Genomic DNA, 14,589 nt, shown 5'->3' with positions numbered 1-14,589 from the left:
CGAAAGACAAGATGAATACATTTAAATACGGAGTCGATTTTTTACAGAGCTCCATTGCTTTAGGTATAGCAAGAGGTACAGTAAATGGTATCTTAACAGAAGAAGTAATAAAGGATATCGAGAAGAGTGCAGGATATGTACAGGAAATCGTGGACTCGGGGAAGGTAGTGTATGGAATAAATACTGGTTTTGGTCCGTTATGCACGACTCTGATTGATGCGAACGATACCCGTAAACTGCAGGAGAACATCTTGATGAGTCATGCTGTAGGAGTAGGAGAGCCTATTGATAAGGAGTTGTCCAAGTTGATGATGATTTTAAAGGTACATGCTTTGTCCAAAGGTTTTTCAGGGGTACAGTTGAGTACAGTACAACGTATTATCTGGCATATCCAACAGGATATCGTTCCTGTCGTCCCGAAACAGGGATCGGTAGGGGCTTCTGGTGATCTGGCGCCATTGTCACATCTATTCTTGCCTTTGATTGGTCTCGGAAAGGTGTTTTATAAAGATGAAATCCGCAATACAGCCGATGTGTTGGATGAATTACAGATGAAACCTGTGGCTCTGGGTGCAAAAGAGGGGTTAGCATTGATCAACGGAACACAGTTTATGGCTGCACATGGCGTGAAGGCTGTTGTCGAGATGAACCGATTGATGAATAACGCTGACCTGATCGCAACTTTAATGATCGAGGGATTGAATGGTTCGATCAAACCGTTCTTTAGCGAATTACACCAGTTGAGACCGTATAAGGGGAATGTGTTTGTCGCTTCGACGATACATAACCTGTTGTCGGGCTCTGCAATTTTAGAGTCGCATAAGAACTGTTCGAGAGTACAGGATCCTTATTCGATGCGTTGTATACCACAGGTGCATGGTGCTTCCCGCAACGCTTGGCTGCATTTTAAAGAAATTATTGAAACAGAGATTAATGCAGTAACAGACAACCCTATTATTATAAATAGTGAACTGACCATTAGTGGAGGTTCGTTCCATGGACAGCCTATTGCACTTCCGTTGGATTATGCGACACTAGCTGTTAGTGAATTGGGGAATATATCCGATCGTAGGGTGTATCTTTCTCTAGAGGGAGAAACAAATGGGGTGCCTAAGTTGTTGATGAAGGCAACAGGTCTAAATTCTGGTTTTATGATTTTGCAGTACACAACTGCCGCTATTGCCAGTGAGAATAAAGGACTTTGTTTCCCTGCTTCGGCAGATAGCATACCCACATCGATGGGACAGGAAGATCATGTGAGTATGGGGTCGATATCTGGAAGAAAGTTATTACAGGTTATTGATAATGTGGATAAGATATTAAGTGTAGAGCTGCTTTGCGCAGCACAAGCTAAGGATTTTCATAGACCACTGCAATCTACAGCTGTTGTAGAAGCCTTACATCAGCATATCCGCAAGCATATTCCTCATCTGGAAGAAGATCAGCCTATGCAGGATATTATGGACAAAGCGTTGGCATTGGTAAAATCGGGTGAATTGGTCGAGCTGGCCAAAGCTACAGGTGATAAAGCGTATTTTGGCGCAGGTGTTGAACATTTTGAAAATTATTAGGGATGAACGAAGTACTTATAGGACCTTTTAGGCAGTTGCTGACCATGCGTGATCTGCCTCTTAAAGGGGCATTGAATGACAGTCAACTCGAGGTAATTGAGCAGGGTGGGTTATGGATCGAAAATGGAAAAGTCAAAGCGGTAGGTGATTTTGAGACACTCCGTAGTCAGGCGGGAGATGCGGTAGAGGTGGAGGTGATCACGGGAGATAAGGTCTGTTTACCTTCATTTGTTGATTGCCATACACACATTGCCTTTGGTGGCAATCGTGCTAATGATTTTGCGATGCGTAATGCGGGGAGTTCCTATTTGGAGATTGCCCAAGCAGGTGGTGGTATTTGGAGTACGGTCAAACATACACGTGAGGCGACACAAGAGGAACTGAAGGAATTGACAAAGCGTAGGGCAGCTTATCTTTTGGCGCAAGGAATTACCACTGTAGAGGTGAAAAGTGGGTACGGACTTAATAAGGAGGAAGAGCTGAAGACATTGCGGGCAGTCAAGCAGGCTAATGCGGAACTGGAGATGGATCTTGTCCCAACTTGTCTGGCAGCACACATGAAGCCAAAAGATTTTGAAGGGACAGCGAAAGAATACCTAGCTCTTATGGCTGCAGATCTTTTCCCTGTGTTGAAGGAGGAGAAGCTGACTGAGCGGATAGATGCTTTTATCGAACAGACTGCCTTTTCGGCAGAAGATATTCAGGATTATTTCAAAAAAGCAAAAGAGCTGGGCTTTAAGATTACTGTACATGCTGATCAATTCAGTACCTCGGGATCTGCGGTTGCTGTTGCTTTTGATGCGGTATCGGCCGATCATCTGGAGGCATCAACAGATGCAGAGATTGCACTACTTGCGGATTCGGATGTAGTAGCTGTCGCTTTGCCTGCAGCTTCTCTGGGAATAGGCTGTGCATTTACACCAGCTCGACGCTTATTGGATGCAGGTGCCTCCTTGGCAATTGCGACCGACTGGAATCCAGGCTCGGCACCTATGGGGCAGCTCATTGCATCGGCTGGTATTTTGGCAACGATGGAGAAACTCTCCAATGCCGAAGTGTTGGCAGCCGTTACGTTTAGAGCAGCACAAGCCTTGAATCTCTCTGATAGAGGTCGGTTGGTCGAAGGACAGTTAGCCGACTTTGTCCTCTACGATACGAACAATTATCAGAACATCACTTACCTACAAGGAGCATTGCAACCATCAGCTGTTTGGAAGAACGGGGTAGCTGTTCGATCTAATTTAAAATAATGATGCAGAAATTTAAAAATGAAATAATACAAGGTATACCGAATCAATTGCCAGCTAAGGTGGCTTTAGATCCTTCGGTGAGCCATGCTCCGGTACGTAAACAGATACTTACGAAAGACGAAGAACGATTGGCTATCGCAAATGCGTTACGTTATTTTCCTGCAGGATGGCATGAAGAGCTGGCCGCAGACTTCCTCGAGGAGCTGCGTCGTTACGGACGGATTTACATGTATCGTTTCCGCCCGACTTATGCGATGTATGCCCGTCCGATAGAAGAGTATCCCGCGCAAAGCCGTCAAGCGGCAGCGATTATGCTGATGATACAGAATAATTTGGATCCTGCGGTAGCACAGCATCCGCATGAGTTGATTACTTATGGGGGGAATGGTGCAGTATTCCAAAACTGGGCACAGTATCTGTTGACGATGCAATATTTGGCAAAGATGACAGAGGAGCAGACCTTGCATATGTACTCAGGGCACCCGATGGGATTGTTCCCATCATCCACTTCAGCACCAAGAGTTGTGGTGACCAACGGGATGATGATTCCTAATTATTCCAAGCCCGATGATTGGGAGCGCTTCAATGCTTTGGGGGTTACGCAATATGGACAGATGACTGCAGGTTCGTACATGTATATTGGCCCACAGGGTATTGTACATGGTACTACGATTACAGTTATGAATGCTTTTCGTAAGCATCTGAAAAAGGGCGATAGTTCTCGGGGCAAAATTTTCCTGACTTCGGGATTAGGGGGGATGAGTGGTGCGCAGCCTAAGGCTGGAAATATAGCGAGTTGTGTTACGGTATGTGCAGAAGTGAATCCCGCTGCGGCACGCAAGCGCCACGAACAGGGTTGGGTCGACGAGCTGCATGAAAATATGCAGGGACTTATAGTCCGGGTAAAACAGGCAATCCAAGAGGAAGAAGTCGTGTCATTGGCTTATATAGGTAACGTGGTAGATGTATGGGAAGCTTTTTATGAGCAAGAAGTGTTTGTTACGGTTGGTTCGGACCAGACATCATTGCATAATCCTTGGTCTGGTGGATACTATCCGGTGGGATATAGTTTTGAGGAGGCGAATAGGATGATTGCAGAAGAACCCGAAGAATTTAAAAAGGCGGTGCAACAATCTTTGGTGAGACAGGCCAATGCTATTAATAAGCACGCTGCACGTGGAACTTACTTTTTCGATTATGGAAATGCCTTTCTGTTGGAAGCCTCGCGTGCCGGAGCTGATGTGCTGGCTGTTGATGGTATTAACTTTAAATACCCGTCTTATGTACAGGACATTCTAGGTCCAATGTGTTTTGACTATGGTTTTGGACCATTCCGTTGGGTGTGTACTTCAGGCAAGGCTGAGGATCTTCGCACAACAGATCGAATTACTCTTGAGGTGATGGAGGATCTACAGAAAGAAGCACCAGAAGAAATCAAACAGCAACTTGCGGATAATATAAAATGGATCTCGGATGCTGAAGAAAACCGTTTGGTAGTGGGGTCTCAAGCTCGTATCTTATATGCTGATGCATTGGGTCGTACGAAAATTGCAAAAGCATTTAACGATGCGGTACAAGCGGGGCAGTTGTCTGCACCTGTTGTGCTGGGTAGAGATCACCATGACGTGAGTGGTACGGATTCGCCTTATCGGGAAACGAGCAATATCTATGATGGCAGTAAATTTACGGCCGATATGGCGATACATAATGTCATTGGTGATAGTTTCAGAGGTGCTACATGGGTGTCTATCCATAACGGTGGCGGTGTAGGATGGGGTGAGGTAATCAATGGCGGTTTCGGTATGTTGTTGGACGGTTCCGCCGCTGCAGAAGAGAAATTGCGTAATATGTTGTTCTTTGATGTTAATAATGGAATCGCACGTAGAGCTTGGGCCCGCAATAAAGAGGCCATGCAGGCGATAGAAACAGAACTGCAGCGAAGCCCTACATTGAAAGTTACAAAAGCCGAATTGGTGGATACTGCGGTGTTGGATAAACTTTTTGAATAGGTCAGCATGAAATATCCATGTAGCACGGACTGCACAAACATGCATGACCGCGGAGCAGCATGCACACCAACAGTAATAAAGTCGTGCATAATATACTTTGGATATTCCATATGGCCATTGAAGACAAACCGAGCTTGCGAGCTCATCGAAGATAATTATTTACATATGAATTCATTATATCAACCAGGGAATCCCGGACATTGGGCAGGTCGTGTTGATGGTACGGAGCAAGGACTGCGACGCTGGCATCAAGAGGTGCGTTCGATCGATCTGGACGAAACACAAGAACTGAAAAATGCAGTTGTGCTGTTGGGGTTTTGTTGTGATGAAGGCGTGCGCCGTAATCAGGGAAGGGTAGGTGCTCAGAATGCCCCTGCTCAATTCCGAAAAATATTAGCAGGATTGCCGGTACATTTTTCGGATCAAATCCGATTACTGGATGCTGGAGACGTTTATTGTCAAGATACTGGGCTGGAAGCAGCCCAACAGCGCCTCGCTGAACTGGTTGCCAAGATCCGCCAGCAAGGCGGGTTCCCTCTCTTATTGGGAGGTGGGCATGAGATTACCTATGGGCACTTTAAGGGATTGCATGTAGAGGGTAAATCCATTGGAATTATTAATATCGATGCACACCTGGATATTCGCCCTCTGAAAGATGGTGTAGGAAATTCGGGTACAGGATTTTATCAGATAGCCGATGATCTGTCTCGGGAGGGAAAGCCTTTTCATTATTTGGCGTTAGGGATTCAAGATATTTCGAATACGCCATCGCTATTAGCTTATGCTAAAGATACAGGAACAACGGTTATAAAGGCTGAGGATGTCCATGCGGGTAACGTGTTGGAAATACGGAAGGCAGTGCAAGATTTTGCAGTTCAGGTAGATCTGGTTTATCTGACGATAGATTTAGATGCTTTTGCCGCGCCTTATGCTCCGGGGGTGAGTGCTTTGGCTTTTAATGGTCTTGTTCCAGATGTAACCTTTCAACAGATTTTTCAGGAAATTATCCGTTTGCCTAATTTAGTAAGTGTGGATGTCGCTGAGTTAAATCCAGTTTATGATATTGACCAGCGGACGACTAAGTTAGGCTCTGATTTGATCTTTAAGATCTTACAGAAGTTTTAAAGAAAACGGTTCTTATCCTATAAAGGCGTGCCTTGCTAGGCACGCCTTTATAGGATGGCATTTTTTCAAATTTTCTTCAGTTTATAACTAACATATATTATGTAACTTTAGGTATAAAACTTTCATGATTCCTTTGGGTCACCAAAAGACATGAAAGTTCTTGATGTCCATTAAAATCATATACTTTCAGAAAACAAAGGAGGAAATATAGTATGTCAAATATTGATTTTATTAGAGAAGAAACTGCTGCCAATATTGGTAATTTTCTTGTGGGTAGGCTTTTGCCCTTTCGACAAAAGAGATCTATAGGTCCATTTGTATTTATTGACCATATGGGGCCTGTTTGTCTTGCTGAACATGAAAACCTCGACGTAGGGCCTCATCCGCATATCGGCCTTTCTACGCTGACCTACCTTTTTGATGGTGCGATTTTTCACCGTGATAGTTTAGGTACAGCAATGGAAATCAAACCAGGTGCTGTAAATTGGATGACTGCTGGTAAAGGTGTGACTCATTCGGAGCGGACACCTGAGTATCTCCGTCATCAGGATAAATTCATGCATGGTTTACAGATTTGGGTAGCGTTGCCCAAAGAGTTAGAGTTTATGGATCCCGAATTTCATCATACCGAAGCTGAGGATATACCTGCCTGGGAACAGGATGGGGTGTCCTATAAGCTGATTGCAGGACAAGCCTTCGGAAAGAAGTCTCCCGTTCCGGTGTATAGTAAATTATATATGATTGAAATCAAGACGGGTAAAAAAGATGCTTTCATTGATATCCGCGGAGAACTGTACGGGGAAAGCGGTCTTTATATTTTGGAAGGAGACATTGAAAGCAATGGATTCGATTATGGTCCCAAGCAGATTTTGATTACTAAAGATGCACACCTCTGCTCATTTACAATGAAAGCAAATACGACGGTATATATCTTTGGAGGGGAGCCATTTCCGGAAGAACGGTTTATATCATGGAACTTTGTAGCTACCGATAGAGAAATTAATGAGGAGGCTAAACGCAAATGGATTGCACGGGAATTTCCTAAAGTTCCAGGAGATGATGATTATGTGCCTTATCCAAATGCTTGATAGCTAGCTTACCATGGAGTTAGGCTTGAGAAGAAGAGGGGAGAACCCTCTTCTTTTTTGTTTTATGCAACAGGCAACTGAGGATCCGATCCCCATTCTGCCCATGAACCATCATATACAGCAATATCCTTAATACCACTTTGAGCAGCAGCTAATGCTAGGATAGATGCGGTTATACCTGATCCACAGGTGAATATGTTTCTTTTCTCCGCTCGGAGATGTGGAGTGAAGATCCGGATCAACTCTGATTTGTCTAAGATAAAAGTATCGTTTAGTACTTGGTCGAATGGTAGGTTGCTGGAACCTGGGATATGTCCGGACCGTATACCTGCCCGTGGTTCGGGAGCAGTGCCATTGAATCTTCCTGCACCACGTGCGTCGATGATGTTGCTGCTATTATTGGCAATAGAAGCCAAAATAGTATCTTTATCAGCAAACCACTGTGATTCAGGTGATGCAGTGAAATTGCCGGAGTTAAACGCTGTTATATGATCCGTTACTATAGGGAGATTAGCTTGTTGCCAAGCCTTTATTCCTCCATCTAATACGTAAGTCTGCGTATGCCCCATATATCGGAACATCCACCAGGCTCGTGGACTGGAATATACCCCCCAGCGATCATAAATAACGATGATGCTATCTTGGTTAATACCGAGCCGTTGTACTTGCTCTGAGAATATGGTTGCACTAACCATAGTGTGGGGAAGCCCCGAACCGTGGTCTGAAAAACAATCTTCAATATCGAAAAATAAGGAATTGGGAATCAAAGCTTTGTTCTGATCGTCAATTTTCTCATTGACCTTGTCAATAGTCGCATCAAGAATAATAAGTTTAGAATTAGAGCGTAGCTCCTTCAATGTCTGTATGTTTATTAAAGGTGATTCCATAGTGGTTGTTTTAATGTTAAATATACACCACCCAATCGAAATTTTAAAGATATACTTAATGTTTTAAATGGTATACCAGCCCAATGCCGAAATTCCAGATCTCTCGAAAAGAAACTGCCTTGGGGCTTTTAGCAAAGTTGATTACCCGTTTGTCCGTGGTGCCGAGCTCATAATATACCCCCCATCTCTGGTAGCGTAACTCACTGCCTAGGGTAAGTCCGATGTTGACCGCTGTTGGAAAATAATAATAACCATCATCATAATGTCTCGGTAAGCTGGAGAAGTAATTACGACCAAAGGAGTAGTTGTGCCATAAGCCGATATTCAGCCATTCGACTTGGGTTGTGGGGCTATACTGGCGGTGAATTGTACTGTACTGTCCTTTGATTGTGATCGAGTGTATTGCTTTGTCTGCAGCATAGCGAACGGGAACAAAGCCATAGTGTAGCGAGCCTTTCCAGTGTTTGTTGGGCGTGACATAGCGGATCCCCGTAGAGAACATACCGATATTGCCTGCGAATTGTAGTACAGCACTGTTGGGCATGAACTTGTAAAATTTGCTTGTTGTTGAATCGGTAGTTTGAGCCGATAGGGGAGATGATAAGAGGGATAAAAGGAAAAATATAATCCAGCGCATTAGTAGAATTTTTGTTGTATTTGAATGTCCTTAGAAGAAATAGTAACCTTTACATATTGTTTCTTCTGCAGGGCGGGAGCAGTGAGGTATTGTACGCCATCGTTATACGGTTCCTCAAGCACATAGCTATGGGTATGACCATGTATGGATAAACGATTTTTTTTGTCTGAGGCTAATATGTTGGTAAAGTTGCTCTCTAAAGCTGGGTCAAAATCCGTCGTCATCGGTGCCACGTGCGAGAGGTAAATAGTGTTGTTTTCTTTGCTTTTGTCTATTTCTTGTTGTAGCCAATTCAAATTGGGTAAACTGCCATCGAAACGAACCTCTCTACTATTGCTATTGAAGACGATAAATCTGTAATCGCCATAATTAAAACTAAAATCCTCGGGACCGAATAATTTTTTAAAGATTGTTCTACCGTTGCTAAGCATATCGTGGTTGCCTATACAGCCTACTACTGGAAACTTAAGCTTCTTGGCATCATCGTAATAGAGATTGTATTCGAAGTTGGCGCCATAGTCTGTAAAATCGCCGCCATGTAACATAAAAGCGATGCTGTCCATGGAATAGGTGCTATTGACGTGTGCGACAAAAGATTCAAGTTCATCATAGGCTACCTGTGTATCGGAAAAAACCAAGAAGCTGAAGGTGTCGCGGGGTGTTAGCTGTTTTATCCGATCGATTGCCTTTTGATTGATGTCCCGGTCCAAAGGCTTAACCTCGAGTACAGAAAACTGAAAGTTGCGGTTGCATGAAGTGAGTAATGCTATGAATAGCATAGCTACTGAAACAAAGAAGTGTGTGCGAAAATACATAACAGTATATTTAAACTATTTGTGGTTTTAACGCAAAGTAATGAGTTTATTTATTGAACAGAGTAATCAAAAAGTCAAAAGTAATTTTATGACTTTTATTCGTTGAAAGATTTGTTTTTTAATCGAAGGGAAAATAAATGAAGTTTGTGCTTTGAAATGTTCCGTTGGGTATAATACAAAAAAAAGCTGTCAAAAGTTTTTTTTAATACCTTTTGACAGCTTTGGGTTGCGTAGGCTAGAAGCTTTTAAGGCCTAGCGCTTGCGATTTATTTTAAGCAATTGCGGATGATAGCAAATGCTTTGTCGATATCTTCTATCGTAACCGTAAGGTGTGGTCTAAAACGTACGCTTCTCTCTCCACATCCTAATATCAATAACTTGTTATCAAGAGTTTTAGAGATAAATTCGTCGCGTGATTTTTCAGTGTCAAAATCAAATGCCGTAAGTAAACCTTTACCACGGGCATTGGACAACTGTGGGAAATCTTTGACCAGTTGTTCGATCTGTTGTAGGATGTATTTTCCTTTTTCGTCCGCTTTAGCCACCAGGTTTTCTTGTTCAATGACTTCTAGAATCAATTTGAAGCGTACCATGTCTACAAGGTTTCCGCCGAAGGTCGAATTGATACGGCTCGATTCCTTGAAAACATTCTTTTCAACGCGATCAAATTTTTCCTGATTGGCGAGTATACCACAGACCTGTGTTTTCTTACCGAAGGCAATCACATCAGGAATAATACCATAATGTTGGTATCCCCACATTTTTCCAGTCATCGCGATACCAGTCTGTACTTCGTCCAGAATGAGGATGATATCATTCTGATCACAGATTTCTCTGAGCTTTTTGAAGAACTCTTTTCTGAAGTGGTTGTCACCTCCCTCCGCCTGTATGGTTTCGATGATCAAACAGGCTATATCTTCCGGGCGTTGTGTAATAGCCGCATTGATTTCTGCGATAGCTTGGTTTTCTAATTCGATAGTCTCTGCAAGATTGCTCTCGTTGAGTGGAAACTTCAATTTTGGATTCGTGATACGAGGCCAATTGAATTTCGGAAAATACATGTATTTTTTAGGATCCTTGGTGTTGGTCAAAGATAAAGTATATCCCGAACGACCGTGGAATGCCTGTTTGAAGTGAATGACCTGACTCGCTTCATGTTCTATTCCTTTAGATAGATTGATTCTCGTTTTCCAGTCAAACCCTGCTTTCAATGCATTTTCTACAGCTAATGAACCACCATCGATAAAGAAGCAATAGCTTAGTTCTTTGGGAATAGCTACCCGTGAGAACGTATCTAAAAAGTCCGCATATATCGTCGGGTAGATATCTGATAGTGCGAGTTTATTAATCGCAGCCTCTTTTAATACTTCCGCATTTTTTAGAATGTGGGGGTGATTGTATCCGATTGGAGATGAGGCAAACATACTGAACATATCTAAGTATTCGTTGCCATCTACATCAGCGATGTAAGAACCGTGGGATTTCTCTAGGTCGATAACAACCGGGAATCCATCTGCTAATATATGTTTTGCCAATCTTTGGTGTACTTCTCTCATAATTTTTTTGTTTTTAAAGGTCAAACTTTATTCCTTGCGCTAGTGGCAGGCTAGTAGTGTAATTGATCGTGTTGGTCTGACGACGCATATATACCTTCCATGCATCAGAACCTGATTCGCGGCCACCGCCTGTTTCTTTTTCACCACCAAAGGCACCCCCGATTTCAGCCCCAGATGTACCAATATTGACATTGGCGATACCACAGTCAGACCCGTTTTGGCTTAAGAATAGCTCTGATTCACGTAGGCTAGAGGTCATGATGGCAGAAGATAAGCCTTGTTTTACACCATTCTGTAGAGCGATAGCGTTGTCCACTTCTCCACTGTATTTGATCAGGTATAAGATAGGAGCAAAAGTTTCGTCCTGTACAATCTGATAGTGGTTCTCCACTTCTGCAATAACAGGAGTAACATAACAGCCACTTTCATAGCCTTTGCCACTTAGGACTTTGCCTTCTACTAATATTTTACCACCTTGTTCTTTGATTTTGTCCAATGCGTTCAAGTACATTTGTACTGCATCGGTATCAATCAATGGACCCATATGGTGCTTGGTATCCAATGGATCACCGATTTTAACTTGTTTGTAAGCATCAGTCAATGCTTTTTTGACCTTGTCGTAGATACTATCATGTACGATCAGCCTTCTTGTGCTCGTACAGCGTTGTCCAGCTGTTCCTACTGCTCCAAATACTGCACCTATAATGGTCATTTTTAAATCGGCACTTGGTGTTACGATGATAGCATTGTTGCCACCCAACTCCAATAATGTTTTTCCCAAGCGCTGAGCAACAGTAGTCGCGACCAATTTACCCATTCTAGTAGAGCCTGTAGCAGATACCAATGGAATACGCTCGTCTTCGGAAATCCATTTTCCAACTGCCGCATCTCCTGTTATTAGGGAAGAGATCCCCTCCGGAAGTTTGTTGGCTTTAAGGATATCGGCTATGATGTTTTGGCATGCTACCGCACACAGTGGGGTCTTTTCTGAAGGTTTCCAAATGACAACATCACCACATACTAATGCTAAAGCCGCATTCCATGACCATACAGCAACCGGGAAATTGAAAGCCGTAATGATGCCTACAATTCCAAGTGGGTGGTATTGATCATACATACGGTGTCCTGGTCTTTCCGAATGGATCGTATTGCCATATAGCTGACGGGAAAGCCCCACTGCAAAATCGCATATATCAATCATTTCTTGAACTTCTCCAAGTCCCTCTTGGTAAGATTTTCCCATTTCATAAGAGACTAATTTGCCCAGTACAGGTTTTAGTTCTCTTAGTTTTTCGCCCAACTGACGTACTATCTCTCCACGTTTTGGAGCTGGAATATCTCTCCAGATAAGTTTAGCCTTTTCGGCTTCGTTGATTACTTTGTCGTATTCTTTACGCGTTGTTGATTGAACCTTTGCAATAAGCTTACCATTGGTCGGTGAAAAAGAAGAAATAGTCTCTCCTTTTGCAAACCATTTGCTACCTGTCGATGTACCTAGGTTGTCAATCTCGATTCCTAGTGTTTTTAATTCTTTAATTGTCATAATATGGTTTATATTATTCGAAATTTTCATAAATATAGAGAATAATATTTACAATATGCTCTTTTCTGTTGAATATTTGATATTTTTACGGAAAGGCAGGTAAGATATGAACAGCACTGTAGATTATTTCAATATAGGCGAACTCTTGGGAGAAGAGCACCTACTGATTCGTGATACAATCCGCGATTTTGTGCGATCGGAAATTTTACCCACTATCGATCAAAAAGCACAAGATCACGAAGAGATTCCGGACCTAATGAAAAAACTAGGAAGCATAGGCGCTTTGGGCCCCTTCGTCCCAAATGTGTACGGAGGGGCAGGGCTGGATTATATGGCATACGGGGTGATTATGCAAGAATTAGAGGCTGGCGATTCGGCTATTCGTTCGGCAGCATCGGTGCAGTCTTCTTTGGTTATGTATCCAATATATACCTTCGGATCCGACGATCAAAAGACTAAATATTTACCGATGTTGGCTTCGGGTGATTGGATAGGGGCCTTTGGGCTTACCGAACCGAATCACGGTTCCGATCCCTCTAGTATGGAAACCCGTCTGGTGAAAGACGGTGAAGGATATCGATTGAATGGAGCAAAGACTTGGATTACGAATGCACCAATCTGTGATCTTGCGGTGGTATGGGCCAAAGATGAGGAAGGAAAAGTGAGAGGAGTGATCGTAGAACGGACAGACGTAGGTTTCTCTACTCCTGAGATTAAAGACAAATGGTCGCTGAGGGCATCCCGAACTGGCGAACTGGTGTTTGATAGTATATATATACCATCTGAGCGGTTGTTGCCGGATGTTTCATCCATGCGTGGACCATTGTCTTGTTTGAATTCGGCACGTTATGGTATTTCTTGGGGTGTAATAGGAGCGGCCATCGACTGTTATCAAGTTGCTCTTCAATACGCGTTAGAAAGAACGCAGTTCGGAAAACCTATAGCAGCGTATCAGTTGCAACAGAAAAAGCTGGCTGAGATGATTACGGAAATAACAAAAGCTCAATTACTTTCGTGGCGTTTGGGTGTTTTGAAAAATGAAAATAGAGTTACTCCTCAACAAATATCTATGGCGAAACGTAATAATGTGAATATGGCTTTACAGGTCGCACGGGAGTCTAGGCAGATTCTCGGTGCCATGGGGATTGTTGGGGATTATCCGATTATGCGTCATATGATGAATCTAGAATCTGTCATTACTTATGAGGGAACACATGATGTGCACCTATTGATTACGGGGCAGGATATTACTGGTATCAGCGGTTTTTAGCTCGTTGCAATAACTCGGGTGTAGCATATTTCGATTGTTTTACTGTTTGAAGACCTTTTCCATTATCGAAAAGGTCTTTTTTTGACTCTTGTATTGGAGTTAAGAAATGAGCCCTACTTAAGATGATACAGTCAGTGTGTTCTAATTTGTCTCTTCTTCCTTTATATGTATGGTCTTTATATGTGTGGCCTGAGTAGTCTGTTCTTTAACAATACTTCTTTATTGTTCCGTGCCTGCTTTAAATTTTACAGGGGTTATTTTGTGTTATAATAGAGGTTTTATAGAGGGTTCATAGCGGTAAACCACTATAAAAGCTCTGTTACGCCTTGTTTAAATCCCTGCTGATCCTGCCCGATGATAGGAATAGTGTGCCTTTTTTGCAGTCCATGCTACCTGTGTGCTTTCTTCTTTCAATTTTATTGCTCAATGTTCCAGCGTTTTACGCTATATTCTGTAAAATAGTCTGTGTTATGTCTTTGAAATGTGGTCTGAAAGTTCCTATCTTTGCACCACTCCGCGAGGGAGGGACGGTTCTTCGGAACGATGACACAAGGTAGATAGAGTGGTTATTTTGCGGTTTTATCCGTTTGATTTTATCCTCTGAAAATCTTCTCCGGAAATTATTTTAAAATAAAATTTGGAGGTTAAAAAAAGATTCCTACCTTTGCAGTCCTAACGGAAACGAAGGGCGGTCACCGCAAGGGAGGCCGGAAAACAAAATGACAAGTCACATCTTCGGATGTCGATAATAAAAGCAGAAGCGCGATGCGGATGCGGACAAAGTTCTTTAAGGAAATGATCATGTAACGTAACGAGTAGTTGAGAAACAACGAAAGTT

General features: G+C 42.8%; 11 protein-coding genes. 6 read left to right on the top strand and 5 right to left on the bottom strand.

The window, feature by feature from the left end; translation table 11 throughout:
* Window positions 1-11 precede the first annotated feature (11 nt).
* The 5 genes from hutH to JKG64_RS22385 all read left to right on the top strand — a co-directional run bounded on the left by hutH (window position 12) and on the right by JKG64_RS22385 (window position 7,043).
* Window positions 12-1,571, top strand: coding sequence for a histidine ammonia-lyase (hutH, locus tag JKG64_RS22405; protein ID WP_210356489.1), 1,560 nt, complete (start codon window positions 12-14; stop codon window positions 1,569-1,571).
* A gap of 2 nt (window positions 1,572-1,573) precedes the next feature.
* Window positions 1,574-2,821, top strand: coding sequence for an imidazolonepropionase (gene hutI / locus JKG64_RS22400; protein ID WP_210356488.1), 1,248 nt, complete (start codon window positions 1,574-1,576; stop codon window positions 2,819-2,821).
* Entirely contained in the window at window positions 2,821-4,830 is a 2,010-nt protein-coding gene (locus tag JKG64_RS22395; RefSeq protein WP_246512774.1) for a urocanate hydratase, read from the top strand. The genes hutI and JKG64_RS22395 overlap by 1 nt, the downstream gene beginning before the upstream one ends.
* Window positions 4,831-4,995: 165 nt before the next feature.
* Complete coding sequence (hutG, locus tag JKG64_RS22390) at window positions 4,996-5,955, top strand: formimidoylglutamase (RefSeq protein WP_210356487.1); 960 nt, start codon at window positions 4,996-4,998, stop codon at window positions 5,953-5,955.
* A gap of 212 nt (window positions 5,956-6,167) precedes the next feature.
* Window positions 6,168-7,043, top strand: coding sequence for a pirin family protein (locus JKG64_RS22385; RefSeq protein WP_210356486.1), 876 nt, complete (start codon window positions 6,168-6,170; stop codon window positions 7,041-7,043).
* A gap of 62 nt (window positions 7,044-7,105) precedes the next feature.
* Here the strand turns inward: JKG64_RS22385 and JKG64_RS22380 are convergent, their stop codons facing one another.
* The 5 genes from JKG64_RS22380 to amaB all read right to left on the bottom strand — a co-directional run bounded on the left by JKG64_RS22380 (window position 7,106) and on the right by amaB (window position 12,481).
* A complete protein-coding gene (locus tag JKG64_RS22380) occupies window positions 7,106-7,930 on the bottom strand; it encodes a sulfurtransferase (RefSeq protein WP_210356485.1) in 825 nt (274 codons plus the stop codon).
* A gap of 55 nt (window positions 7,931-7,985) precedes the next feature.
* A complete protein-coding gene (locus JKG64_RS22375) occupies window positions 7,986-8,567 on the bottom strand; it encodes a hypothetical protein (RefSeq protein WP_210356484.1) in 582 nt (193 codons plus the stop codon).
* Window positions 8,567-9,382 carry a metallophosphoesterase family protein gene (locus tag JKG64_RS22370; protein ID WP_210356483.1) on the bottom strand — a complete coding sequence of 272 codons (816 nt, stop codon included), beginning with the start codon at window positions 9,380-9,382 and terminating at the stop codon, window positions 8,567-8,569. The genes JKG64_RS22375 and JKG64_RS22370 overlap by 1 nt, the downstream gene beginning before the upstream one ends.
* 266 nt (window positions 9,383-9,648) lie before the next feature.
* Window positions 9,649-10,938, bottom strand: a complete 1,290-nt coding sequence (gene lat / locus JKG64_RS22365) for an L-lysine 6-transaminase (protein ID WP_246512772.1) — start codon at window positions 10,936-10,938, stop codon at window positions 9,649-9,651.
* Window positions 10,939-10,951: 13 nt separating this feature from the next.
* Complete coding sequence (gene amaB / locus JKG64_RS22360) at window positions 10,952-12,481, bottom strand: L-piperidine-6-carboxylate dehydrogenase (protein WP_210356482.1); 1,530 nt, start codon at window positions 12,479-12,481, stop codon at window positions 10,952-10,954.
* A gap of 106 nt (window positions 12,482-12,587) precedes the next feature.
* Here amaB and JKG64_RS22355 point away from each other — a divergent pair, with 106 nt between their 5' ends.
* On the top strand, window positions 12,588-13,751 hold the full coding sequence (locus JKG64_RS22355) for an acyl-CoA dehydrogenase family protein (protein ID WP_210356481.1): 1,164 nt from the start codon (window positions 12,588-12,590) through the stop codon (window positions 13,749-13,751).
* Window positions 13,752-14,589: the final 838 nt, after the last annotated feature.

Source organism: Sphingobacterium tabacisoli, assembly GCF_017908035.1.
Taxonomy (GTDB): domain Bacteria; phylum Bacteroidota; class Bacteroidia; order Sphingobacteriales; family Sphingobacteriaceae; genus Sphingobacterium; species Sphingobacterium tabacisoli.
This window is presented reverse-complemented; position numbering and strand designations above follow the sequence as displayed.